This window comes from Nosocomiicoccus ampullae (assembly GCF_019357495.1).
In the GTDB taxonomy this organism is placed as follows: Bacteria; Bacillota; Bacilli; order Staphylococcales; family Salinicoccaceae; genus Nosocomiicoccus; species Nosocomiicoccus ampullae.
On the sequence record NZ_CP079110.1, the window covers coordinates 208231 to 234450 of the forward strand.

The 26220-nt window shown below is 34.7% G+C and carries 29 protein-coding genes; 23 read left to right on the forward strand and 6 right to left on the reverse strand.

Annotated features, from left to right (window positions below):
• Nucleotides 1-28: 28 nt before the first annotated feature.
• Together pnpS and KPF49_RS01105 are read right to left on the reverse strand one after the other, a co-directional pair.
• The gene (pnpS, locus tag KPF49_RS01100) at nt 29-1792 is read right to left on the reverse strand and encodes a two-component system histidine kinase PnpS (protein ID WP_183673206.1); all 1764 of its coding nucleotides are present in this window, start codon (nt 1790-1792) and stop codon (nt 29-31) included.
• Nucleotides 1785-2486 (reverse strand): response regulator transcription factor, encoded by a 702-nt coding sequence (locus tag KPF49_RS01105; protein ID WP_183673581.1) that lies wholly within the window; start codon nt 2484-2486, stop codon nt 1785-1787. Before KPF49_RS01105 ends, pnpS begins: the two co-directional genes overlap by 8 nt.
• Before the next feature lie 154 nt (nt 2487-2640).
• On the opposite strand from KPF49_RS01105, the gene KPF49_RS01110 reads away from it, so the two are divergent.
• On the forward strand, nt 2641-3642 hold the full coding sequence (locus KPF49_RS01110; protein ID WP_183673208.1) for a ThiF family adenylyltransferase: 1002 nt from the start codon (nt 2641-2643) through the stop codon (nt 3640-3642).
• Between the two features lie 10 nt (nt 3643-3652).
• Entirely contained in the window at nt 3653-4159 is a 507-nt protein-coding gene (locus KPF49_RS01115; RefSeq protein ID WP_183673210.1) for a MogA/MoaB family molybdenum cofactor biosynthesis protein, read from the forward strand.
• A 271-nt stretch (nt 4160-4430) separates the two neighbouring features.
• Here the strand turns inward: KPF49_RS01115 and moaC are convergent, their stop codons facing one another.
• The gene (moaC, locus tag KPF49_RS01120; protein WP_183673212.1) at nt 4431-4907 is read right to left on the reverse strand and encodes a cyclic pyranopterin monophosphate synthase MoaC; all 477 of its coding nucleotides are present in this window, start codon (nt 4905-4907) and stop codon (nt 4431-4433) included.
• Between the two features lie 67 nt (nt 4908-4974).
• Here moaC and KPF49_RS01125 point away from each other — a divergent pair, with 67 nt between their 5' ends.
• The 9 genes from KPF49_RS01125 to KPF49_RS01165 all read left to right on the forward strand — a co-directional run bounded on the left by KPF49_RS01125 (nt 4975) and on the right by KPF49_RS01165 (nt 13510).
• Nucleotides 4975-6222, forward strand: a complete 1248-nt coding sequence (locus KPF49_RS01125) for a molybdopterin molybdotransferase MoeA (protein ID WP_183673213.1) — start codon at nt 4975-4977, stop codon at nt 6220-6222.
• The gene (gene mobB / locus KPF49_RS01130) at nt 6219-6665 is read left to right on the forward strand and encodes a molybdopterin-guanine dinucleotide biosynthesis protein B (RefSeq protein WP_183673214.1); all 447 of its coding nucleotides are present in this window, start codon (nt 6219-6221) and stop codon (nt 6663-6665) included. Before KPF49_RS01125 ends, mobB begins: the two co-directional genes overlap by 4 nt.
• Entirely contained in the window at nt 6662-7117 is a 456-nt protein-coding gene (locus tag KPF49_RS01135; protein ID WP_183673216.1) for a molybdenum cofactor biosynthesis protein MoaE, read from the forward strand. Before mobB ends, KPF49_RS01135 begins: the two co-directional genes overlap by 4 nt.
• Nucleotides 7107-7340 carry a MoaD/ThiS family protein gene (locus KPF49_RS01140; RefSeq protein ID WP_183673218.1) on the forward strand — a complete coding sequence of 78 codons (234 nt, stop codon included), beginning with the start codon at nt 7107-7109 and terminating at the stop codon, nt 7338-7340. Before KPF49_RS01135 ends, KPF49_RS01140 begins: the two co-directional genes overlap by 11 nt.
• Entirely contained in the window at nt 7341-7907 is a 567-nt protein-coding gene (locus KPF49_RS01145; RefSeq protein ID WP_183673220.1) for a molybdenum cofactor guanylyltransferase, read from the forward strand.
• 12 nt (nt 7908-7919) lie between these two features.
• Nucleotides 7920-8939 carry a GTP 3',8-cyclase MoaA gene (moaA, locus tag KPF49_RS01150; protein ID WP_183673222.1) on the forward strand — a complete coding sequence of 340 codons (1020 nt, stop codon included), beginning with the start codon at nt 7920-7922 and terminating at the stop codon, nt 8937-8939.
• A gap of 49 nt (nt 8940-8988) precedes the next feature.
• The gene (locus KPF49_RS01155) at nt 8989-10524 is read left to right on the forward strand and encodes an ATP-binding cassette domain-containing protein (RefSeq protein WP_183673224.1); all 1536 of its coding nucleotides are present in this window, start codon (nt 8989-8991) and stop codon (nt 10522-10524) included.
• On the forward strand, nt 10521-12053 hold the full coding sequence (locus tag KPF49_RS01160; RefSeq protein WP_183673226.1) for an ATP-binding cassette domain-containing protein: 1533 nt from the start codon (nt 10521-10523) through the stop codon (nt 12051-12053). The genes KPF49_RS01155 and KPF49_RS01160 overlap by 4 nt, the downstream gene beginning before the upstream one ends.
• A gap of 122 nt (nt 12054-12175) precedes the next feature.
• Nucleotides 12176-13510, forward strand: a complete 1335-nt coding sequence (locus tag KPF49_RS01165) for a hemolysin family protein (protein ID WP_183673229.1) — start codon at nt 12176-12178, stop codon at nt 13508-13510.
• Nucleotides 13511-13559: 49 nt separating this feature from the next.
• Here KPF49_RS01165 and KPF49_RS01170 read toward each other — a convergent pair whose 3' ends face one another.
• A complete protein-coding gene (locus KPF49_RS01170) occupies nt 13560-13817 on the reverse strand; it encodes a GlsB/YeaQ/YmgE family stress response membrane protein (RefSeq protein WP_183673231.1) in 258 nt (85 codons plus the stop codon).
• Nucleotides 13818-13948: 131 nt separating this feature from the next.
• On the reverse strand, nt 13949-15127 hold the full coding sequence (locus KPF49_RS01175) for an MFS transporter (protein WP_246562756.1): 1179 nt from the start codon (nt 15125-15127) through the stop codon (nt 13949-13951).
• A 143-nt stretch (nt 15128-15270) separates the two neighbouring features.
• On the opposite strand from KPF49_RS01175, the gene KPF49_RS01180 reads away from it, so the two are divergent.
• The 7 genes from KPF49_RS01180 (at nt 15271) to recQ (ending at nt 20773) form a co-directional block, all read left to right on the forward strand.
• Complete coding sequence (locus KPF49_RS01180) at nt 15271-15849, forward strand: anthranilate synthase component II (RefSeq protein WP_183673233.1); 579 nt, start codon at nt 15271-15273, stop codon at nt 15847-15849.
• Nucleotides 15850-16932, forward strand: coding sequence for an aminodeoxychorismate synthase component I (gene pabB / locus KPF49_RS01185; RefSeq protein ID WP_183673234.1), 1083 nt, complete (start codon nt 15850-15852; stop codon nt 16930-16932).
• Complete coding sequence (locus tag KPF49_RS01190) at nt 16925-17521, forward strand: aminotransferase class IV (RefSeq protein WP_183673237.1); 597 nt, start codon at nt 16925-16927, stop codon at nt 17519-17521. Before pabB ends, KPF49_RS01190 begins: the two co-directional genes overlap by 8 nt.
• A gap of 9 nt (nt 17522-17530) precedes the next feature.
• Nucleotides 17531-17743: a hypothetical protein gene (locus KPF49_RS01195; protein ID WP_183673239.1), complete on the forward strand. Its 213-nt coding sequence runs from the start codon at nt 17531-17533 to the stop codon at nt 17741-17743.
• Between the two features lie 9 nt (nt 17744-17752).
• On the forward strand, nt 17753-17998 hold the full coding sequence (locus KPF49_RS01200) for a hypothetical protein (protein ID WP_183673241.1): 246 nt from the start codon (nt 17753-17755) through the stop codon (nt 17996-17998).
• The gene (locus KPF49_RS01205; RefSeq protein WP_183673243.1) at nt 17998-18903 is read left to right on the forward strand and encodes a 5-oxoprolinase subunit C family protein; all 906 of its coding nucleotides are present in this window, start codon (nt 17998-18000) and stop codon (nt 18901-18903) included. The genes KPF49_RS01200 and KPF49_RS01205 overlap by 1 nt, the downstream gene beginning before the upstream one ends.
• Before the next feature lie 103 nt (nt 18904-19006).
• A complete protein-coding gene (recQ, locus tag KPF49_RS01210) occupies nt 19007-20773 on the forward strand; it encodes a DNA helicase RecQ (RefSeq protein WP_183673585.1) in 1767 nt (588 codons plus the stop codon).
• Between the two features lie 384 nt (nt 20774-21157).
• Here the strand turns inward: recQ and KPF49_RS01215 are convergent, their stop codons facing one another.
• Nucleotides 21158-22027, reverse strand: a complete 870-nt coding sequence (locus KPF49_RS01215; protein ID WP_219490129.1) for a DMT family transporter — start codon at nt 22025-22027, stop codon at nt 21158-21160.
• Nucleotides 22028-22201: 174 nt separating this feature from the next.
• Here KPF49_RS01215 and KPF49_RS01220 point away from each other — a divergent pair, with 174 nt between their 5' ends.
• The 5 genes from KPF49_RS01220 to KPF49_RS01240 all read left to right on the forward strand — a co-directional run bounded on the left by KPF49_RS01220 (nt 22202) and on the right by KPF49_RS01240 (nt 26178).
• Entirely contained in the window at nt 22202-22606 is a 405-nt protein-coding gene (locus KPF49_RS01220; protein WP_183673246.1) for a FixH family protein, read from the forward strand.
• A gap of 80 nt (nt 22607-22686) precedes the next feature.
• The gene (locus KPF49_RS01225) at nt 22687-23352 is read left to right on the forward strand and encodes an SDR family NAD(P)-dependent oxidoreductase (RefSeq protein ID WP_183673249.1); all 666 of its coding nucleotides are present in this window, start codon (nt 22687-22689) and stop codon (nt 23350-23352) included.
• Nucleotides 23353-23463: 111 nt separating this feature from the next.
• Complete coding sequence (locus KPF49_RS01230; protein WP_183673251.1) at nt 23464-24432, forward strand: ABC transporter permease; 969 nt, start codon at nt 23464-23466, stop codon at nt 24430-24432.
• A complete protein-coding gene (locus KPF49_RS01235) occupies nt 24422-25384 on the forward strand; it encodes an iron chelate uptake ABC transporter family permease subunit (RefSeq protein WP_183673253.1) in 963 nt (320 codons plus the stop codon). The genes KPF49_RS01230 and KPF49_RS01235 overlap by 11 nt, the downstream gene beginning before the upstream one ends.
• Complete coding sequence (locus KPF49_RS01240; protein WP_183673255.1) at nt 25381-26178, forward strand: iron ABC transporter ATP-binding protein; 798 nt, start codon at nt 25381-25383, stop codon at nt 26176-26178. The genes KPF49_RS01235 and KPF49_RS01240 overlap by 4 nt, the downstream gene beginning before the upstream one ends.
• Nucleotides 26179-26220 lie beyond the last annotated feature (42 nt).

The window sequence follows — 26220 nt, forward strand, 5'->3', positions numbered from 1 at the left end:
CGAGTTTTTTGTATCAACATTATTTTATTTACTTCTCAAACGTAACTGTAAACGTTGTGTGTTCTCCTTCAATACTGTCTACAGCTATTGTTCCGCCATGCAGTTCGACAAGGTGCTTAACAATCGCTAATCCTAAACCAGTGCCACCGTCTTTTTTACTTCTCGCGGTATCGACTCTGTAAAATCTTTCGAATAATCTATCGATACTTTCTTCAGGAATTCCAGCACCAGTATCGTGGACGATGAGTTTCATGAATTCTTCAGTTTCTTCGATTCGAACTTCAACATCATCACCATCTTGAGTATAATTGACGGCATTTGATAGTAAGTTTATGAGTATTTGTCCAACTCTTTCTTTATCTGCAAAAAGTATGTGCTCAGATTTTTCAGGTAACGTAAGATTTAATTGTTTATCTTTAAATAATCGTTTCATTGGTCGAACGGTCGTATAGACGAGTTCGGTTAAATCGAAATTCGTTTCGTTTAATTTAATTTGTTGTTTCTCTATTTTAGATAAATTTAAAATATCGGCAATTAGTGCATTTAACCGTACACTTTCGTCAAAAATAATTTGTAAAAATTCCTTTTCGACTTCTTTTGGCAATTCATCATTTTCAATTAACGTTTCTGCGAACCCTTTTATTGACGTAATTGGTGTTTTTAATTCGTGTGAAACATTTGCGACAAAGTCACGGCGGACATTTTCTAATCGTTTAATGTCACTAATATTATGAAGCGCGACAATGACTCCACGTCTTTCCCATCGTTGACCGTAATAAGGCGCTGCGTAAAAATTTAATACTGTTTCTTCAGGTGTATATAAGTAAACGTCATGGTTGATGATTTTATCGTATTTATAGACGTGGCGAATATCTCTTAAAATATTTAATGGCACTAAACTTTCGCGGTAGTCACTATCAATAACGTTTTCGCGCGTCAGACTAGTTAAATTTAGTGCTGCTTCATTCGCAACGACGATCTTACCTTCAGGGTTTATGAGTATTACACCTGTAATTAAATTCGATAAAATACTCTCCAGCTGTTTAGATTGGTCTACAATTTCTGTCACGTATTCGTTTAAACTCCCAGCAAGTGAATTAATCGATTCACTTAGCGTATTTAATTCAGCGGGGAAAGGCTCGTTAATACGTGCACTATAATCTTTTTCTTCTAAACGTTTAGTGGCGTCATTAATCTTTTGAATGGGTTGTGTAATTTTATATGAAAGTAGTGCAGCTGAAATTAGTGTTGCAACTAAAATTAAAGTAAATACGACAAGTAAGGATACCCAGATTTTATTCGTTACTGCTTCAATTGTTTTTAGCGCTGTTGAAACTCTAACGAAACCAACGATTTCCCCATCTGACTGAATTGGTGAAGCGATATACATCATATTGACTTTTTCAGTGTCACTTTCCCGAAGGAATGATTCACTCACCGATTCATTTTTTAACGCTGACCGAACTTCCGGACGATCTAGGTGGTTCTCCATATGTAATGAGTTCGCTTCGCTATCGTAAATGACTTGACCAGTACGATTGATTATCGTGTAGCGGTTTGAATCTGAAAGTTTTAAACTTTCGATCCATGGTTGTATACTTTTATAATTTAAATCAATCGTATCATTTTCAATTAAACTTGAAACGAGTTCGCTATCTTCTTTTAAGCGTTGGCTGGATAGTGATTCATACGTCGTTCGGTTCACGTTTTCTACAAAGAAAAACATAATACATAATCCAACAATTGAAATGATGAAAAACGAAACAGTAATTCTAATCCATAACTTATTCATCGGAGTATTCCATCTTATAACCGAAGCCTCTCACTGTATGAATGTACTTTGGTGATTTAGGATTATCTTCGATTTTTTCTCTTAACTTACCAATATGAACGTCGACAATACGAGTGTCTCCGTCAAAATCAAAATTCCAAATACCATTTAATAACTGATCTCTAGAAAGTACACGTTGATTATTTTTAGCAAGATAAACTAATAGCTCGTACTCTTTTTTTGTAAGTTCGATTTTTTTATCGTTTTTATAGACGGAGTAGTTGGTTAAATCGAGAGTTAACTCGCCAATTTGAATCGTCTCGTCGACTTCTTCTGTATGTGACTCAAGATTGATACGTCTTAAAATTGCACGGACTCTTGCAACGACTTCTCGTGGACTAAAAGGTTTTGTCATATAATCGTCAGCGCCAATTTCTAAGCCGAGAATTTTATCGAGTTCGTCGTCTTTTGCTGTAAGCATTAAAATTGGCGTATGAATCTTATCGAGGCGAAGTGATCTTGCAACGTCCATACCATCCATTTTCGGAAGCATTAAATCTAATACGATGACGTCTGGTGATTCCTTTTTCACTTGTTCAATCGCTTCTAATCCGTCACTTGCCGTAATGACTTCAAAACCATTTTGTTCTAAATTAAATTTTAGCAATGTTACGATAGACGTTTCATCGTCTACAACGAGAATTTTATGCATAATAACCTCCTGAATATCGATACATATATTTGTAAGTTATTTTATCATGTTTAAGAAAATTATCTTAATATTTACATATTCTTTACAAAGCAGAACGCTCATCGTACCTTATAAAATATGGTATTCTAATTTAGATGATTAAACTCAAGGTGAAATTATGAATATTGAACGTTATAGTCGACAAATTTTATATAAAAATATTGGTGAAGATGGTCAACAAAAGCTGCTGGATAGTACAGTCCTTATTGTTGGTGTTGGAGCGTTAGGATCAGTGTCTAGTGAGATGCTTACCCGTCTAGGTATTGGGAAACTCATTTTAATCGACAGAGATTACGTTGAACTTTCTAACTTACAGCGTCAAACACTTTACACTGAAAAAGATGTTGACGATCAAAAGCCTAAAGCAATAGCTGCTTATGAGCATTTAAAAGAAATACGTGAGGACCTTGATATTGAAGTACACGTTAACCATGTGGACGCACTCTTTTTAGAGTCGCTAGTCAAAGAACATGACGTTGATTTAATTTTAGATGGTACAGATAACTTTGAAACGAGACTATTAATTAATGATGTGTCTTATAAACACGAAATCCCGTGGGTACACGCAGCTGTTATAGAATCATCTTACGTTAGCGCACCATTTACTAAGGATTCGCCGTGCTATAGATGCATAATGCCGGTGCTTCCATCGAATACGTTAACGTGTGACACAGCAGGTGTGATTTCACCAGCTGTCCATACAGCAGTATCAATACAAGTCACAACCGCAATTCAACTACTTGTCGGTGAATCATTTAATAAGCACTATATGACGTTTGGTGACTTATGGTCAGGCGAGCATAGTCGTATCGCATTTGATAATATTAAAAATAAAGACTGTGAAACGTGTGTCCATGAAAACTACCCGTCATATAACGATAATCACCAAGCACTAAGTCTATGTGGTAGAGACACTGTTCAAATTTACGACGATAATATTACGTATGATCTTGCACTTCAAACGGCAAAACGTCTCGGAGATTTCAAAGAAACACCGTACTTCATCGAATTCTATTATGATGATTACCGAATTGTTGTCTTTAAAAATGGGCGCATGTTAATACACGGTTTAAATAAAGAAGATAAAGCACGCACGATTGTCGCACAATTATTTGGATAGGAGAGATTTTATGAGTATTGTAGAAAAAATCGATAGAGATATTGCCGTCGGTGTGATCACAGTCAGTGATACGCGTACAAAAGAAACTGACAAAGGTGGAAAACTCGTCATCGAAAAACTCGGTGACCTAAACGCAGTTGTTGAAGATGAGAATCACTTAATCGTGACAGACGATAAAGACAATATCCGTGAAGCAGTAAAAGAGCTACTGGAAAAAGGTTTAGACGTCGTGATCACAACAGGTGGTACAGGAATTGCTAAACGAGATGTTACAATTGAAGCGGTAAGTGAGTTATTTGATAAAGAAGTCGAAGGATTCGGTGAGTTATTTAGAATGCTGTCGTATACAGAAGACATCGGATCAAGAAGCCTTTTATCTCGCGCAGCTATGGGGACACACGATAATCAACTTATCGTCAGTCTACCTGGCTCAACAGGTGCGGTAAAATTAGGAATGGATAAGCTTATCGTTCCAGAGTTAAATCATTTAGTATTTGAATTAAATAAAGAAAATTAAAAATAAGCCCGAATAGTGACTTTTGCTATTCGGGTGTTTTAATTGAGTTGGAAAAGTTTATTTAACAAAATTGAGGCTGAAGGACCTTTATTTGTTAGATAAAAAGCTTTATTTAACAAAATTCGCACGGTAATACTGAAATATGTTCAATAAAAAATTATATTTAACAAAAATCGTCATCTTTCTAAAATATATGTTAAATAAATCAATATAATGAACAAAACCCGAGAAAAAGTGTTAAATAAAACATTTCTCGGGTTTAAAATTATATTTAGATAAAGTAATCTCCTGATTTCCCACCAGATTTACTTAACAGTTTTGTTTCTCTAATAATCATACCTTTATCGAGTGCTTTACACATGTCGTACACTGTAAGTGCCGCAGCACTTGCAGCTGTCAAGGCTTCCATTTCTACACCGGTTTGTCCCTTGACTTTTACCGTCGCTTTAATGTGTAATTTATAACCGTCATCAGTATCCCAATTAAACGAGATATCAATACCTGAAAGTTGAAGCGGATGACACATTGGGATGATTTGATGCGTGTTTTTTGCTGCCATAATGCCAGCGACTTGTGCGACGGCTAATACGTCACCTTTTTTCATCTTTTCGTTGATGATTCCTTCATATATATCTTTACTAACTTCGATAATACTTTCTGCAGTTGCAACGCGTGACGAGACATTCTTTTCTGATACATCAACCATTTTCGCGCGTCCTTCTTCGTTAAAGTGAGTAAACTTAGACATAAAAACCCCTCTTTTTGTATAATAGTTCATAAGTATTACGTTCATTATATCAAAAGGAGAGGTTTTAGTGACTTTAAATAGACAACCGATTTCAGTATTTGATGCGGTAAGTAAAGTAGTAGAAAATGTATCACATATAGATGTTGAAACGGTTAAACTTGAAGATAGTTACAATCGTTATCTTGCAGAAGATTTAACAGCAACGCACAACGTACCTTTATTTACACGTTCTGCGATGGATGGTTTCGCGATTCGTAGTCAAGATTCAGCAAAAGGTGCGGAATTTAAAGTAGTTGAAGAAGTACCTGCAGGTAGTATGAGTGATTATGAACTAAAAGAATATGAAGCATTCCGTATTATGACAGGTGCAGAGTTGCCAAAATCTGCAGACACTGTAGTAATGTTCGAGCAAGCAAACGTTACTGAAGATACGTTTACGTTACGTAAAACATTCGAGCCGTACGATAACGTTGCAATAGAAGGTGAGGAATGTGAAAAAGGTGAAGTCATTCTTCATAAAGGGAGTCAAATTAACCCAGGTACTGTCGCAACACTCGCAACATTTGGTTACGCTGAAGTTAAAGTGTACCGCGTACCGGTTGTAGGTGTGTTATCTACAGGTAGTGAGTTACTTGAAGTATCTGATGAATTAGAGCGCGGTAAAATTAGAAACTCTAACACACCGATGATTATGGCGCAGCTAGAAAGAATCGGTGTACACGCAAAACGTTATAACCTTGAAGAAGATAATTTAGAAACGTTACTTGAAAAAATTGAAAAGATGTTTAATGAAGTCGACGCAGTGATTACAACAGGCGGTGTGTCTGTTGGAGATTACGACTTACTTCCAAAAGTGTATGACAAACTTGGCGCGGAAGTTCTATTTAACAAAGTCGCTATGCGTCCAGGAAGTGTAACAACAGTAGCGAGAGCACAAGGCAAATTCTTATTCGGCTTAAGTGGTAATCCGTCCGCATGTTATTCAGGTTTTGAATTGTTCGCACGTCCTGCGATTTTACTCATGCAAGGTTCTACACGTGCATTTGCACCGTTTATCAATGCAAAGCTCGGTGAAGACTTTAAAAAAGCAAATCCATTTACACGTTTCATCCGTGCTGAAATTGACTTTATTGATGGTACAGTCATTTCTAAACCTGCAGGATTTAATAAGTCGAACGCAGTTACTTCAATTGCAAAAAGTAACGGAGTAATCGTCTTACCAGGTGGTACTCGTGGATTTGAAGCGGGAGATGAAGTACAAGTGATGATGACAGACGTAACGAGTGGCGTTTCTCATTTTCAAGTGAAACAATGAAAATTCTACAAGTCGTCGGATATAAAGACACAGGAAAAACAACTCTAATCGTAGAATTTTTAAAAATTTTGAAGTCATTAAATTTAAAAGCTGCTGTCATTAAACATCATCACGTCGATATCGATGATACGACTGACACTGGAAAATTTAGTCGTTATAGTGAATTTACAATTATGAATACACCGAACTATATCATTCAACATGAACATAGAAGACCGAATTTAAATGATCAAATTAAAACACTTAACGATAAAGTCGATGTAGTCTTAATTGAAGGATATAAAAACGAAGACTATGAAAAGATTGTACTTACACATTCATTCACTGGTGAAAAAGGCGACATAAGAGATTTAAGCCTAACGAATGTGGTAAACTACTATAATGTAGCATCTGAAAAAGATGCGATATTACAATGGTTTGAAGGTTGGAGTATAGATAAATGAAGCAGTTCGAAATAGTAACTGAACCAATAGATATCGTTAAATATCAGCAGTATGTTCTCGATGAACATCAAGGCGGTGTTGTGACATTTACTGGTCACGTTCGTGAATGGACACAAGGCACTCGAACAGTGTACTTAGAGTATGAGGCGTACATTCCGATGGCCGAAAAAATGCTCGCACAAATTGCTGATGAAATTAGCGAAAAATGGCCAGGCGTTAAAACGAGTATCGCTCACCGTATCGGGAAACTCGATGCGACTGAAATCGCAGTCGTTATTTTAACGTCTGCACCACACCGACATAACGCATACCGCGCGAATATGTATGCTGTCGACAGACTAAAAGAAATTGTTCCAATATGGAAAAAAGAAATTTGGGAAGACGGCGAAGAGTGGATTGGTGACTCAAGACATTATCATTCAAGTGTGGAGGTGGATAGAAGTGAAAATTAAAGTATTTGCAGGCATTAAAGAAAAAATTGGCGATGATCATATCGAATTGCCGGTTCAAGATACGATTACGGTTAAAGAATTAAAGGACCGTATATATATTGATTATCCAGAATTAGACGGTGAAGTCTTCCAGGTTGCAGTCAACGAATCGTTTGAAACAGATGATTCAGTCATTAAAGAAACCGACATCGTCGCGCTAATTCCACCAGTGAGTGGTGGTTAAATGGTTATCGGTGCAGTCTTAGCAGGTGGAAATTCAACGCGTTTTGGTACAGATAAGTCATTATATGAGTTAAACGATACACCGATGTATATGCACGTTGTGAATCGTTTAAAGAATAGTACTGTCTGTGATACAATCGTTGTCAACACAAATTTAAGACTTAAAGATAAATTTCATCCGTTTAAAACGATTGTCGACGATAGTGAATTTGAAGATCACGGACCACTCGGCGGTATATATGCATTACTTAAAGAGTATAAAAACGATTACGTCGTAGTTGTTTCAACAGATACACCGTATATACCGAGTGAATGGTTAAAAATACTCGTCGATACTGCGATTGAAACAGGAAAAATTGTTATTACTGAAGGTGAACAACTCCATCCGTTAGTTGGAGTCTATCACGGTGAAACGATCGTTGAAGATTTAAAACAGCAACTCGAAAGTAAAAAGCTGAGTATCCGTCAGTTTTTAAAACACCAAGACTATGTTGCGTTAAACATTAAAGAATATGGATTTACTGAATCGATGTTTCAAAACATCAATCGTAAAACGGATATTCTCTAGAGGAGGATATATATGAAACAAGTGACTGACAAATTTGGTCGACCGCTTCGAGATCTCCGTATTTCAGTGACAGATAAATGTCAATTTAGATGTCAGTACTGTATGCCAAAAGAAATTTTTGGTGACGATTATGCTTTCTTACCACAAGAGCATTTGTTATCTTTCGAAGAAATTGAAAGACTTGCTCGCGTATATGCAGACTTAGGTGTTAAAAAATTACGTATTACTGGTGGAGAACCACTCATGCGTAAAGATTTATATAAATTAATCGAAAAATTAAATGACATTCCAGGTATCGAAGATATCGGAATGACGACCAATGCACTACTGCTTAAAAAGCATGGTAAAAAGCTATATGATGCGGGACTAAAACGTTTAAATATATCGTTAGATGCTTTAGACAGCGAACTATTCGGTCAAATTAACGACCGAGGAATCGGTACATCGAGAATTTTAGAAAATATCGATTATGCAATTTCTCTTGGGTACGATATTAAAGTGAACATGGTCGTTCAAAAGGGGTTAAATGACCATCAAATTGTACCGATGGCGCGTCATTTTAAAGATACACCAGTAACGCTACGTTTTATTGAATTTATGGACGTTGGTAATGATAACGGTTGGAACTTTGAAAAAGTAGTATCTAAAGAAGAAATTTTAGATATGTTACGTGAAGAGTTCACGCTCGACCCGTTAGAGCCAGCGTATTTTGGAGAAGTAGCAAAAGTCTATAAACATAGAGATACAGATTCACACTTAGGTTTTATTACGAGTGTGTCTGAAAACTTCTGTTCATCTTGTACACGTGCAAGACTTTCTGCAGATGGTAAATTTTACGGATGTCTATTTGCAACTGAAGGATTTGATATTAAGTCGCTTCTACGTAGCGGTATTTCTGATGAAGATTTAGAAGACGTACTGATGGGCGTATGGAATAAGCGCGATGATCAGTACTCAGCAATTCGTCATAAAATTACCGAAGAAGAAAGAAAAGCACGTAACAAAATTAACATGAGCTATATCGGGGGATAATAAGCGTGGGAGAAATGATCTCCCACGTTTTTTTAATGGAGGTGGAGTGTTGAAATTAGATATTGATAAAATGTATTTAGTAAAGTATACGTTAATATCGGTATTCATCGCATTATTTTATATATTATTTGGTCACGAACTATCTAAATTACTCGAAAGGCTAATTATATTTAAAACAGATGTCAGTAACTCTTTAATATTAATGGTCGTTTACTTTTTACTCTTTGTACTTGTGACTTTTATGTACAACAAATACTCGGGGCAAGTGGCGAGTACAATAGTTACTGAAAAAGCATATCAGCTATTAGATAGTATTGACGTTAACTCTAAACGAGAGAGTGAATCGATATTAAACGCGTTATTTGTACATTTAGAAAAATATCGCCCATATCAAATGAGCTTTATACCGACAGTTGTTTTAACGACGACAAAAGTCGTTTTAATAATTGCGGTGTTATTTTTCATTGAACCAATTGCTGCAATTATTTTACTAACTACTGCGCCTTTTATACCACTATTTTATATATTAGTCGGCCTTAAAACTGAAGATGAAGCACTCACTCAAGCGACAGAGTTCGATGAGATGGGAACGCTATTTTTAAATTTAGTACGTGGTAAAGATACAGTGAAGTTTACAAATGCTGAAAAAGAAGCGAACGATACACTTGAAACAAGCAATGAAAATTTTTTAACGACGACGATGCACATTTTAAAATACGCATTCCAATCGACTTTAATGTTAGAATTTATAACGATTTTAGGTATTGGACTTACGGCTTTAGAAGTCGGTCTTAGAATTATTATTTTTGAAAATATAACGTTTTACCAAAGTTTCTTTGTTTTACTGATGGCGCCAGAATTTTACGCGTCATTAAAAGTGATGGGTACAGAATTTCATAACGGAAAACTCGCGGATGGTCATTTAGAAAAGTTTAACGAGAGTATAAAGCCGAAAGCGAGAGAATATCGTACTTTCGGAGATATTCTTCAACTTAAAAATATTACATTAAAAACAGACCGAGAGTTATTAAAAAATACGACATTAAATTTTAATGATACAGGTCTTATCGCGATTACTGGAAAATCCGGTGTCGGAAAGACAACACTTTTAAATTCAATCGGGGGCTTAAAACCTGTAGAGTCTGGTGAAATTATAATCCCACATGATGATTTTGGTTACATTTCAGACGATCTATATCTTTCAGATATTACGTTTAAACAATACTTTGAAAATGTAGATGATGAGACAATTAACGAAGTACTCAAAGATTTAAACTTATATACGAGTATTATGTCGCTAGATGACGGGTTAAATACGCTAATTGTAAATAATAATGTGCCATTAAGTGGTGGAGAAATCGTTCGTTTAAAACTTGCGAGAGTGTTACTGTTAAAACCTAAAATTATTTTAATGGACGAACCGACAGAATTTTTAGATGAAGAAACAGAAAGAGTCGTGTTAGAGCATTTAAAAGAATTAAAGAACAATCATTTAATTATCGCCGTCGTTCATAAAGAAAAATTATTAGATATCGCAGATACACATATCAAAATGAAAAATGAAACGCTAGAGGTGAGTGCATGAACTTCTTAAAAAATGAACAATTAAAAGTGTTTTTCAGCATTATCCTCGGAGTACTAAGTGGACTTGTTGGCGTTTTAATTTTTGGTTTAAGTGGTTACATGATAAGCCTGAGTTATTTTAACCCACCACTTATTACGATTATTTTAATTATCGTCATCATCAAATTAAGTGGTATGTCTAAAGGTGTATTTAAATATTTCGAGAGACTTTACTCGCATGAAGCGACGTTTCAAATGATTAACCGCCTCCGTGTTGGATTTTTAAGAGAAACGTTAACACGTAGAAACAATATGAGAGACGTTCGTTTAATTGAAAAACTGAATCAATACTTTGATGAGATTGAAAACTACTATATTCGTATGATCTACCCAATCATTACTGCGATTACAATCGCACTGATTATTACTCTGTTGTCACTATATATCGATATAAAATTACTGATTATCCTCAGTTTATTTTCGTTATTTGTATTACTTTTTATCCCAGTTTTATTTAAGCGTAGAAGTACTAAGCTTTATGATGAAAAAGAAAGCACAGAGTCTGAATTATATTTAAATATTTACGGTTTGATTTACGGATATTCAGATCTCTTTATCAATAAAGAAGTCGAAGAAAAAAGAAACAAAATTAAAGCGTTAATTGAGGAACATGCGAAATTAAATAAAAGTCGACAAGATGCTGTAAGTTATATCAAGATGTACGCACAGATTCTACAGATTATTGGTATTGCACTTATTATTATGTATACGAACGATGTACTTCTTCTTCCGATGATTATTCTTATTTTTATAAACGTTGTAGAAGTACTTATCCCTGTTATGCAGCCGATAAGTGAAGTTCAACGTGTAAGAAATACTGTAAATATGCTAGAAGCAAGTACTGAAAGTAAAGAAATATTTAATAACAATTTAGCGGTTGAAAACTTAACGTATCGATATGAAAATTCAAAACGTGACGTACTAAAAAACGTGACGTTAAATATAAATGAAGGTGAAAAGCACGTTATTATTGGACCAAGTGGATCAGGAAAGTCTACACTACTTCACCAACTGATTACAAAAGATTCCAGTGTCATGCCACAATTTTTAGATTTTTATAATGGCACACTCGAAGATAATTTAACGATGTTTGGTAAAAATGATGTCGACCATCATACGTTAAACGACTATCTTGAATACTTTGAACTGAAATCATTAAAATTAGACGATTATATATTTTCAAGCGCACAAATTTCAGCCGGTGAAAGAAAACGACTGCACGCAATCCGAATGTCTTTAGAACATAAAAGCACATGGATAATGGATGAGCCAACCGCACATTTAAATGAGAAATTAAGAGAAAAAATGTGGCAATTAATTTTAAAAAAAGAAACGCTAATTGTTGTCACACATGACTTTAGTCATTTAGAATCGTTTGATTATATTCACTATTTAAAAGATGGAGAAATTATAGAAACAGTGACGCGTGAAGGCTTAAAAAGTAAGACGTCAAAAGTAGCACTTATTCAGCAAGGTTTTCTTCAACAATAATTGTATAATTATATTCAAAATTAAAGGGATATGGTAAAATATCAATACTATATTGAAAAAAGTAAAGAGACTTATTTTTCTATAGTTATACTATGGAGGTGAACCCGAAGTTCGGGAACGTATTGGCTACGACCACAATCTTAAATTTATTTATATTTGTCCTACTTATTTTACTAACGATGATGTTTGTAGGATCTGAATTTGCATTTGTTAAAGCAAGACTATCTAAAATTGATCAATATATCGACGAAGGTAATAAAAAGGCAGAGCTTGTAAAACATATGATTTTACATCTCGATTATTATTTATCAGCATGTCAATTGGGAATTACAATTACAGCGCTTGGACTTGGTTGGATTGGTGAATCAACATTCTCAATACTTTTAAATCCATTATTTAATTTAATTCATATACCTGCAGAATATATGACGGTAGTGAGTTTTATCGTTGCGTTTACTATAGTGACGTTCATTCACGTTGTGATTGGTGAACTTGCACCTAAGACAGTCGCAATTCAATATGCTGAAAAAATGACGTTAATTTTTTCAAGACCATTATATATTTTCGGAGCAATTATGAAACCATTTATATGGTCAATGAATGGTAGTGCACGTGCACTCGTACGACTTATCGGTATTAAAGATTTATCGACAGAACATGCACACTCAGAAGAAGAATTGAAAATTATCATGACACAAAGTTATAAAAGTGGAGAAATTAACTTAACAGAACTTGCGTACATGAAAAATATATTTTCATTTGATGAAAGAACCGCTAAAGATATTATGGTTCCAAGAACTCAAATGGTTTCTCTACAACAACCAATTACTTTAGATAGTGTATTAGAAGCGGTAAACGAATATAGTTATACGCGTTATCCAGTTACTGACGAGTCTGGTGACAAAGACCAGATTATTGGATTTATAAATGTGAGAGAATATTTCACACAACATTTATCTGGTGAGGATCACGATATTGAAGACTATATTCATGAACTTCCAGTAATTACCGAAGTTTCACACATATCAGATGCCTTAATTAAAATGCAACGTGAACGTGTCCATATCGCACTCGTCATCGATGAGTACGGTGGAACCGCTGGTATGATGACAATGGAAGACATACTAGAAGAAATCGTTGGTGAAATTCGTGACGAATTCGATGAAGATGAAGAGCCAGAAATCATTAAAGTTGAGCATGAAAGCAATGTTTATCATATAAATGGAAGAATGTTGCTTTCAGACTTAGAAGAAATGTTTGGTATCGAATTTGAAAATAGTGAAGATATCGACACGATTGGTGGATGGTTACAAAATATTAGCCCTGAACTAGAAGAGGGCGATGCGGTAGATACAACAGAAGATAAATGGGTCGTATTAGAAACAGACAACCACACAATAAAAACAGTTGCATTATATCGTAATATATATGGTTACGATGAAGTAGAAGAAGATTAAAAAAGCGTCTAAAACGGATATCCGCTTTAGACGCTTTTTTTATTATTTACTAGCCTCGTTTTTTAAGGGCACTAAAGATAAATGATACAATTAAGATTAAGATAATTGCACCAAGTAATGTACCAACGATACTCATACCGCCAACTGTTGGTCCAATATCTAATCCGAGTGCGTTACCAATTGACGCACCGATTAAACCTGCGATGATGTTACCAATCACACCACCTGGAATATCTTTACTAATAATTGCTCCGGCGATCCAACCAAGGATACCACCGACGATTAATGTCCATAACCAACCGAACATAATAATTCCCTCCAAAAGTTTATCTCAAAAATAAACATTAAATTTAATTTTAAATACCAGTATTATTATCTGATAGTTAGTGTATTCCCCTTAACAAATTTACTAAACATAAACCTGAAATAAAATTTAATTTATTTATCTTTTTTTAATGTCAGAACGAATAGTAAATAAATACTAAACGCTACGATGATACTGATCGCGCTAATTAAATAAATATATGAATATCCAAAAAAGTCAGAGACAATACCGAATATTAATGCTCCGAGTCCAACACCTAAGTCAAAGAATGAGAAAAATGTTGCATTAGCCATTCCGCGACGGTTAGGTGCAGCGCGATTCACTGCCATCGCTTGGAGAGCGGGTTGTACGAATCCAAATCCTAAACCATAAAAGATTGCTGCGATATATAAAGTCTTAGGTGCTGTCATTGAAAACATCATAATCATCGCTGTTAAAATCATCATGATTCCTGGTATAAATACAATAGACATACCGTGGCGGTCAAATAATTGACCTGCATAGAAACGTGTGGATAATAGTGCTAAAGCATAAACGACAAAGTAAATTTGAACAGAATGTGATGGAAAGTCCAGTTCAATCGTATATGCTGGTAAAAATGACGCGATACCACCAAAAGTAAATGTTACAAACATAAGTAAAAATGACGCAGGCAATGCTGTTTTTTCAAATACGTCAAAGCGGTGGTAAGTATTATCTTCATACGTCTCACGATCTGGTTTTACGTAATTAAGTTGGGTAGCTAATAAAAACGCAATTAGAATTAATGTTCCACAGATGATGAATAATAATTTAAACGAAATGTAATCGACTAAAAATAATCCAAGCGCAGGACCTAATGCGAGTGCGATGTTACCGCTAATTGAGAAGAAACCTAAACCTTCCCCGCGTCGTTCTGGTGGGACTAAGTCAGTGGCGATTGTACCTGTTGCTGTTGTAAGATACCCCCAGCCAACACCTTGAGCAACTCTCACGATGAGTAATAAAAGTAGCATTGTACTCACTGTTAATGAATAAGTAGAAACTAAAAAGATAAGTAAACCAGAGTAAAATACGTAGCGTCGACCTTTTGTGTCTAACCAAGTGCCGGCGACTGGTCGGATAAGTAATGCACTAAATGTAAAAATCCCAACGACAAGTCCGACGTATTTGTTATTTAATCCTAGATCCTGTACGAAAAGTGGTAATGTCGGTAACGTCATTTGGAATGATAAGAATATAAAGAAATTCGCGAATAAAATAATGATAAAATCTTTCGTCCATATTTTTAGACGTGTATAGTTATTTCCCACATTTTTTCCTTCTTTCTTTAATATTTAAATTGTAAGTAGAGAATATTTAAATATATAAATCATACAAATGCAACTTTATATTTTATATATAATAAATTTTCATATAAAATATAAGAATAACTAATTTGCAGAGGATTTTTAAAATGAACTTACTAATGATTGATAACTACGACTCATTTACTTATAACTTAGTTCACTATTTACAAGCGAACAAAAAAGATGTAAATGTAATCGTAAAACAACCACATGAACTTTACAATGATATCATAGATGAGAAAAGTATTATAGGGGTCGTGGTTTCACCTGGCCCATCTCATCCAAAAGACCGACCAGAAGTCATTGACTTTTTAAGAGAAATTTGGGGTGAAACTCCAATTTTTGGCATTTGCTTAGGTCATCAAATGTTATGGCATATGACAGGTGGAGAAGTGAGCCACTTAAATCGTCCAGTTCATGGTGAAACATATACATTAACTCACGACGAAACATATATATTTAACAATATTAAAAATAATATTGATATCACACGTTATCACTCACTCGTTTGTAAAGGTGAAAATGACGAGTTTTTAATTGCCGGTACTGCGGATGATGAAATTATGGCCATTCGCCATAAAGAATATGACATCTTTGGCGTTCAATATCATCCAGAATCTATTCTTTCAGAGTTCGGTCATGAACAAATTAATAATTTTATAAACATAGCATTGGAGAGATATTAAATGAAAGCACATATGAATTTTACAAAAAATGGAGTCGTCGAAGATTTATATTTCATTGACCCAGTCGCTGTATATGATGAAAATATATCTCTTCAAGAAGCACTCGATAATCTAGAAACTGCTCAGAAAAATGGTCAATACGGTATTTTTGCAGTAACGTATGAGTCACATGATGACAATAAAAAAGAATTTTTAGCAGCAGTGTACGACACACCTGTCTCACGTGAAGAATTTTTATTATCTAGAGAAAATGGCGACTATGTAATTTCAAAATATAAAATGGCTGAAACTCAAGAAGAAATTGAAAATAATATCGAAAAAGTACGTGACTATATTCGTGATGGTCACACGTATCAAGTGAACTACACGACGAGAATGTACGGCGAGTTTTCTGGTGATGCGCATACGCTATATGAAACGTTAACAAAAAAGAATAATGGTGGGTATACGGCGTATATTGAACATGACGATTTACAAATTGTTAGCTGTTCTCCGGAATTATTTTTTGAAATCGATAAAGACAGAACAATCCGCACGCGTCCAATGAAAGGGACAGCCCCAAGAGGTGAAACAGATGCGGAAGATAAAGCAAACTACGATTTTTTAAGAAACTCTAAAAAAGATCGTGCAGAAAACGTCATGATTGTTGACCTATTAAGAAATGACGTTTCAAAAGTGTCAGAACCTGGATCGGTGAAAGCGCCGAAATTATTTACGATTGAAAAATACAACACAGTATTTCAAATGACGTCTACAGTTGAAGGAAAACTGCTAGATATACCATTTAGAGAGATATTTACTTCATTATATCCATGTGGCTCGATTACAGGGGCACCAAAACTAATGACGATGAAAATCATCGAAGAGCTTGAATCGACAAAACGTGGCTACTACTGCGGCGCAATAGGTATGTTCCATGACGATGAAACAGTCGTTGTCAACGTACCAATTCGTACAATCGTTATCGAAGGTAACGAGTATACTTACGCAGCAGGTGGCGGAATTACGTATAATTCAAATAAAACGAGTGAATATAAAGAGATTCTTGCAAAATCTAAGTTTTTAGAGCAAGCGTATGTTTAGTTTAATTGAAACGATGCGCTTAGATAATGGTGAAGTGAAGCGGTTGTCTTATCATAAGAAACGGATAGACGGTGCAATTCATCATTTTAAATTGAACGCGTTTGATTTTGAAGATGCACTACGCTCTTATGTTGAAAAAAATGGTTTATATACTGGTATTTATAGGTTGCGTGTTGAATATAATAATGACTTAAAAATTACCCACGATTTACTAGAAGATAAAGAAGAAGTCGATGCGAATGTATTAAAAATGGCACCGACCGACTCAGAATTTTTAGAGTATAAAACAACTGTTAGAAGTCAGTATGTGACAACAACTTACCCATTTGCGTTATATTATGACAGTGAAAATAGAATTACAGAATTTAATATTGGTAACGTTGTTGTTAAAGAAGCTGATGGATATTATACACCGCGAGAAAATGGGTTATTAAATGGTGTAATGAGACAGTTTTTAATTGACAGTGGTAAGATTAAAATACGTGATTATACGTTAGAGGAATTCATTGAACTTTATCATGAGAAAAAAATAGATATCTATTTAATTAACAGCTTAAGAGAGTGGGTAAAAGTAAACTTGCATGTTTAGGGGTGAATCATGTTTACGCTGATATTATTTATTGTGCTAATCGTAATTGTAATAGCATCATTTTATATTAGTACATATTTATATGAAAACGACATTACACTTATTGCTTTAAGTGTAGTTTTAGTTGGAATACTATTAAGCGTCGTAACTGTCGGTTTTATTATGGACGGTGTGATTGATTTTATCAGTCAAAAATTAGAAATATTTTATAGCGAAAGTTAGGAGAGTATTATGATTTTTGAAAATGGCGAGTGCGTAATAACGTACCAAAGCGACAAAGCATTTACTGATGATGAAAAAGAGTCAATGTTAACACGATTTAACGCGATTAAATCCGACGAAATTTATGACATCGTAATGACTCAATCGACTGTAAATCTGTTATATTATCCAACGAAAATAATGGAACGACTCAGTGTCGTCGATCCGTCAGAAATCGTTATAGAAAAGCTTGTAGAAGTGGTAGGTGTGAAATAATGAGTATTATAATTCAAGATAAAGGACTACTTTCAACAGTTGTGACTTCGTCTGATGCACTCGATCAGTTATCTCCACAAATCGCAAATAAGCTTGTCGGTAACGATGTTGATGAAAAAACAATCGAAATGGTGATTCGACCAGCAAAAATCCAGTTTACTGAACCTACAGTCATCGCTTTTTCTGGAGCGTTGTTTGACGTAACAGTTGGTGATAAAACATTGTCAGCGAACCGTATGTATATTCTAGACCGCGGTGACGTCCTGACGTTTCACAGTTCGGACCGTGGCGGAAGAGTATACTTAGCAGTTGCTGGCGGCATTAAAAAGAGTGGCTCGAATGTGTTAGAATCTGGCGATGAGTTGACGATGAGAAGAAACTATACAGAACAGCATCATGAAATATTTAGTATGATGCGTAATAAACCAACAGTTGCTTGGGGAATTGGTTCGTATTCACTTGCTGAAGTTTACCTTTCGGATAATTTTCACGTCGTAAGACGTCCTGGAGTACCTGAATCGGTCTACGAGCAGTTAGAAGATACTTATACTGTCATCGGTGAAACATACCGTTATTCAATTAAATTAGACGGAAATACGATCGATTATAATAATGAAGCGATGGATAATTACGGTGTACAAGGTGGTATATTTTTAAAAGACAACAAGCCATTTATTGCGTTAAATGATTTTGATATGTCGACAGAATACACCCACATCGGTACAATTCCGAGTTATCATATGCATAAAATCGCACAGAAAACAAAAGACTCAAAAGTTCAGTTTACTGTGATTGACGCAGAGCATGCATACGTGAATTTGTATAACCATGAAATGTGGAAGAAAAGCTTATTTAAAGCAATCGACTATAAAATCAGTAAAGAACTCGTTAAAGAGAAAATGTAAAGCACCGATTAATATCGGTGCTTTTAATTTGAATAACTTTATCATTTAGAACTTTTAATGTATAATAAATTAGCTTAAAAGTTGGACGATTGGAATGAGTAGTATGGAATCTGTGTTAAAGAAATCATTTGGTTTAGAGACATTTCGACCAAAGCAAAAAGAAATTATAGAGTCTGTATTAAAAAAACATAATACGCTTGGCGTATTACCAACAGGGTCTGGTAAATCGCTATGTTACCAAGTACCTGCGTTAATATTAGAAGGTACAACTATCGTTATATCGCCACTGATTTCGTTAATGCAAGATCAAGTAAATACATTACAAGAAAAAGGAATCAACGCGCAGTATATTAACTCGAATATGAGTAAAAAAGATCAAGAAGATGTGGATCGATTAGTCTTTAATGGAGAAGTAGATTTACTCTACGTCGCACCAGAGCGGTTTAATAGTAGCGAATTTTTAGCACTTATCGATAGTATTCATATCCCACTCGTTGCATTTGATGAGGCCCACTGTATTTCTAAATGGGGGCACGACTTTAGACCGAGTTACCAAGAAGTCATTCCTGTGATTAATGCGCATATTAACGACGCGATAAAAGTTGCATTAACCGCAACAGCAACTGAAGACGTTGAAAAAAATATCGTAGACTTATTAAATATCGAAAATGATCATGTATATAAAACATCAGTTAAGCGTGATAACCTAGAACTCATCGTCAATAATACGTATCAACGTGAACGTTTCATATTAGATTATTTAAATAATCATAAGGACGATAGTGGTATTATTTACGCGGCGACACGTAAAGAAACTGAAAAAATAAGTGGATTTCTAAAAGATAACGGTATTGACAGTTTAATCTATCACGCGGGACTGAGTAAAAAAGAGCGCGAAGAAAATCAATATAGATTTATTAATAATGACGTTAAAGTGATCGTCGCAACAAACGCTTTTGGTATGGGAATTGATAAAGAAAACATTCGTTTCATCATTCACTTTAATTTACCGGGTGATTTAGAAAGTTATTATCAAGAAATTGGGCGCGCGGGGCGTGACGGTAAAATGAGTCAATGTATTTTACTCTCTAACTCTAGAGATATTTTACTGCAGCAGTTTTTCATCGACCGTTCACCAGCGAGTGATGACGTCAAAGAAAGTATGCGTGAAAAACTGGATCGAATGATTCAATATAAAGAAACGTCGAAATGCTTATCCGCGTCAATCGTTAAATATTTCGATAAAAACGAATACGTCGAACCATGTGGAATGTGTTCGAATTGTTTAAACGTTAATCGAACAGTAGACATGACAAAAGAAGCGAAATTTCTAATTGAGCTTTCAAAAGACTACGAAATTTCACCAGAGAAGGCGATCCAAATTTTAAGAGGAGAGTCTGCGGATAATATTATTCATGCAAGTCTTCATCATGCAAAACAATATGGTAGTCTTTCAAATTATTTAACGAGTGAAGTGCACCATATTATTGAAGAAGTTGTCTATCAAGGTTACTTACACTTAAAAAACAATACGCTCTATTTAGTAGATAAAAGTTATCGTGTGCTAGATGATCTCGACAAAGTGTACACAGTAACGTATCGTACACAGTTTAAAGAAAAGGTAGACGTATCGACAGAAACGAGTTTTAATGAGTCACTTTATCAGCAATTAAAAGATAAACGTGAAGAACTCGCAGTAGAAAAAAATATAGAAGAATCACAAATATTTACAGATACGTTACTAAAAGAAATCGCAAAAAAAATGCCAGAAAATAAAAGCGATATGATTAAAATCTCTGGAATTGGAAACTATAAGTTAAAACACTATAGTCCACACTTTTTAAAAGTGATTGAAGAATATAAGAAGTAATATAGTCCCGTAAGGTATTACCTTACGGGATTTTTTGTGTGTTAAGGGGTGTAACGAATGGAGTTATTAACAAAATTGACGTGAGAAATCTAAGATTTGTTAAATAAAATTGTTTATTTAACAAAAATTACTTGTATAAACTAAAATATGTTAAATATAATCATATAATTAACAAAATCTTGGTTGATTTAAGAAAATATGTAAATTAATTAGCGTTATCTTACAAAAACAACTTAAAACTGTTAAATAAAATTTAGAAATAAGATATCTCCAACCTTTACAAGATAAAATGCCTACTCCAACCTAAAAAACTCACCCACATTTTAAAATTCACGTGTAACCAACAAAAAAGCGAGACCTCTCGGTCTCGCTACCAATTAATTTCTAGACTTTTGTACGACTTCCTTTTGGTGGTAAGTTTTTCATGTACATGTAGAAACTTGCTGCAAATATAATAATATAACCGATAATTGAGAATACGTCCGGATACTCTCCAAAGAATACGATACTGAAGATTGCTGTAAATATAATTGTCGTGTAGAAGAATATCGAGATTTCTCTCGCTGGTGCGTAACTATAAGCAATCGTTAGACCAAACTGTCCAACTGATGCTGCAACTCCTGCGAGTAGTAAGAAAATCAGTTGTTCCATCGTCATCGGTTCGTAGTTATAGATGAAAAACGGCAGTAGCGCAACTGTTGAGAACCCTGAAAAGTAAAATACGACAGTATAGAATTTTTCACGATCCCCGAGAACTCTTAACACAGTATATGCTCCTGCAGCGGCAAGTGCTCCGATAACACCGACTAATGCATCGAACGATGCACTTTCAAACGACGGTTTAATAATAAAAATCGCACCGATAAATGCAATCACAATAGACGTCATTTGGAATCTTCTAATATATTCCTTTAAAAAGATTGCTGATAAAATAATCGTAAAGAATGGACTTAGTTTATTTAAAATATCAGCGTCACTTAACACGAGTTTGTCTAGTGTGTAGAAGTTTAATATGACCCCGAGGAGTCCAAGTGTCGAGCGGAGTAAGAGTAGTTTTTGGTTTTCTTTTTTACCAAATAATGGCTCTCTATAACGAACAACTAGAATGAGTGCAATAAGCATTGCGACAAAATTTCTAAAAAATGCTTTTTGCACTGTTGGTAAGTCACCTGAATACTTAACAAACAAAGACATTAAACTAAAACCAAGTGAAGAGATTATTAATGCGATAATCCCTTTAGTTATATTATTCAATTTAATACCCTCTTTATTATAAAAATTACTATCATAGTGTAACACAGTCATTTAAAAAGTAACGTAAAATGCACACTTGCTTCTACTTTCGAAAATTATACACAATTTAACTTTTAGGAATAAAATTTGTTGTGCTATTCTAAAGGTATTACGATTTAATCTAGGGGGATACATATGAAAAAATTATTTGGGACATTGTTTTTATCAAGTGCACTAGTACTTACAGCTTGCGGTAATGAGACTGAAGAAGCGCATGACGAGCATAGTGACCACGAACATGATGAAGTTGCGGGTCTTGACGTTGAGTTAACGACACCTGAAACTACTGAAGCAGGTGAAGAAGTAGAGTTCGTCGCACACGTGACATCAAACGATGAAGATGTAAACGATGCAGACAAAGTCGTATTCGAAGTACTAAAAGATGATGAAAGTCTTGATCACATTGACGGTGAATTCGATGAGAACGGAAAATATAAAATTAAATACACATTCGAAGAATCAGGAACTTATGAAGTTATCTCACACGTAGACGCAAATGGTTTACACACAATGCCTAAAAATGAAGTCGTTGTAGAGTAACTACATTTCTAGACGAAAATATTGTTATGACGTAAAATAAGTATCTAGGAATGGGTATCATTCTACTGGAGGTACTTATTATGAATAAGACATATATTATAACAGATGCGCTGACTTCAATTGGCCAACGTCTCGCACAAGAATTGTCAAAAAACGGACATAACTTAATACTTTCTGGAGACGACTATAGTGGCCTTGAAGAACTTCACAAAAATATAAGTGAAAATAGTGACGCACATCATGAAGTATTTTTACTTGAACAAGCAAAAGAAATTGATTGGCTAAATATGGTTGAAAAAATAGAATCAACGTATGACGGTTTAAATGGGATAATTTTCATTCACTCAATTCATACAGAAGATAATAGTGTTTATAACGTTTCTTATGATGAATTTACTGAAGTTATGGATGAACACGTATGGGGGACGTACTTAGGTGTTCGTACGTTACGTAATCAGTTAATCGAAACGAAAGAAACAAAAATTATAAATTTAGTTGAACCAACAGATGAAGAAGTGTTTGAACATAACTTATATTATGCAGTGACAGGTGCGATTGAGGGGTTAACACACGCTTTAGAACGTGAACTTCGTAAAGAGGATCTAGACGTGTACACACTCAGTTATCGTCCACCAGTTAATAATGACGATTTTAATACGAACGATAATCGTGCGTTAAACACTATTTTAAAAATTCTAGATGATGAGTATTTAAATGATAACGGCGAAACGATAGTAATTCATTAAGACCACTCAGAAATGAGTGGTTTTTATATATACTTCTTGTAAATGAGATGTATTGTAGTATAATGATAAATAGAAAACCAATGAGAATGATTATCAATTAGGCGGTTTCTTATGGCAAAAAAATTATTTCGACTAGACATATTAATAATCGTGCTCATATTCACATCTATACTTTCAATATTTGTCGGTGTGAGTAGTTTGCCGCTGAGTGACATATTTAATTTAAGCGATCAACAAAAAACAGTTTTATTACATAGCAGAATCCCGCGTACTGTGTCGATTATTATTGCAGGAGCGGCGCTTTCGACGTGTGGTCTTATTATGCAACAACTCACGCGTAACAAATTCGTATCACCAACGACAGCAGGAACGATGGAGTGGGCACAGCTTGGTATTTTAATCGGTATGATATTCTTCCCAGCTGCGAGCATGTTAATGAGATTATCATTCGCGACAGCACTCGCATTAATAGGGACTTTAATTTTTATGCAAATTATTACACGTATTAAATTTAAAGATATCATTTTTGTACCACTGATCGGTATTATGCTTGGTGGCGTTGTTTCGAGTGTTGGGACATTTTTAGCACTCCGCACGAATAATTTACAATCTATTTCAACTTGGATGCATGGTAGTTTCTCTACACTTGTAACTGGACGATATGAAATTTTATATATTAGTATTCCGTTGTTTATATTAGCAATTTTTTATGCACATCAATTTACAGTTGCAGGTATGGGAGAAGATTTCTCTAAAAACTTAGGCTTAAATTACAGAAGAGTCGTTAATATTGGCTTATTTATTACTGCAGCGATTACAGCAATTGTCGTTGTAACCGTTGGTATGCTTCCGTTTTTAGGGTTAATTGTTCCGAATATCGTTTCGATATTTAGAGGAGATCATCTAAGGAGTACGATTTTCTTAACCGCAACACTTGGTGGGATATTCGTAATGATATGTGACATTATTGGTCGTGTTATCATTTACCCGTACGAAGTGTCAGTTGGTCTTGTCATTGCCGTATTCGGTAGTGCAATCTTCCTATTTATGATTTATAGGAGGGTGAAATATGCGGAGTAATAAAAAGCTCAATATACAACTGATAGTACTCGCATTAATTGCGTTAGCGTTAATCGCATTTTACATGTTTTACGGCTTAAATTTTAAAATTTTACATTATCAGTTGCCATCAAGAGTGTTAAGAACGGCTGCGATTATCGTTGTAGCGACTGCAATCGCAGTTTCTACAGTGATATTTCAAACGATTGTTAAAAATAGAATTATCACCCCAACAATAATGGGACTTGATTCAGTCTATGTATTTATACAAACGACGATTGTATTTATTGCAGGAGTGAGTTCACCATTATTATTAAATAGTGCATACAACTATTTTTTAAGTATGGCTATACTCGTTATTTTTACAGTAATCGTATTTAAATACTTATTCAAAATGACGAGAAACAACGTATTTATATTATTATTAATCGGTATTATACTTGGTACATTTTTCGGAAACTTAGCGACATTTATGCAAGTGTTAATTAGTCCAGAAGACTTCCTCGTATTACAAGGGCAACTGTTCGGCTCTTTTACATCGATTAATGAGACATTGTTATACATCACACTCGGAATTGTGAGCATAATGGTGATTATTATTTTACTCGATTTTTCATCACTCGATGTGATGTCACTTGGTAGAGATCATGCAATCAACCTCGGAATTAACTATGATCGTAAAGTATCTGAACTTCTTATTATTGTTGCGATACTTGTGTCAGCATCAACAGCACTTGTCGGTCCGATTATGTTTTTAGGACTTTTAGTCATTAACCTTGCACATGAAGTGTTAAAAACATATAAACACTTCTACATCATTATAGGAACGACATTAATTAGTGTTATCGCACTTTTAATCGGTCAAATGGTTGTACAGTTTGTATTTAAGAATAACATTGAACTAAGTGTTATCATTAACTTAGTAGGTGGGGTGTACTTCATCTATTTAATGCTAAGGAGGAGTAAGGCTTGATTCAAATAAAAGGTCTTTCTAAGGCGTATGGTAACAAAAAAGTAGTAGATAACGTATCTCTCGATATAGAAAAAGGTAAACTGATGTCACTTATCGGCCCAAACGGTGCAGGTAAAAGTACAGTTATTTCAATGGTGACACGTTTAATGGATAAAAATAGCGGAGAAGTTTTGTTAGAAGGTGAAAACTTATTTACAAAACCAGATAACGAACTCGCTAAAAAAATCTCTATTTTAAAACAGAGTAACCATTTAAATTTAAATATTACAGTTAGAGAACTGATTGCATTTGGTCGTTACCCATATTGTAAAGGTCGACTGAAAGCAGAAGATAACGAAAAAATTGACGAAGCCATTAAATATATGGGACTTCAAGATTTAGAAGATCGTATGATTGATGAGTTATCCGGTGGTCAACGTCAACGTGCGTATATTGCGATGACTATCGCACAAGATACGGAGTACATCTTTTTAGATGAACCATTGAATAACTTAGATATGAAACACTCGGTTCAAATTATGCAAATTTTACGTAGATTATGCCGAGAAAGAAACAAGACGATTATTATTGTAATCCACGATATTAACTTCGCGTCATGTTACTCGGATAATATCGCTGCATTAAAAGATGGTAAACTTCAAATTTCGGGTACGAAAGATGAAGTCATCCAAGAAGATATTTTACGAGATATTTATGATATGGATATTCAAATACAAAGCGTATGTGGTCACCAAATTTGTATATACTTTGATGGTGAAGCAGCAGAATCACGTCAAGTATTTGGGGGCGTATAAAAAATACCATTTAAGGAGGTGATGAGTGCGCTACAACTTGAA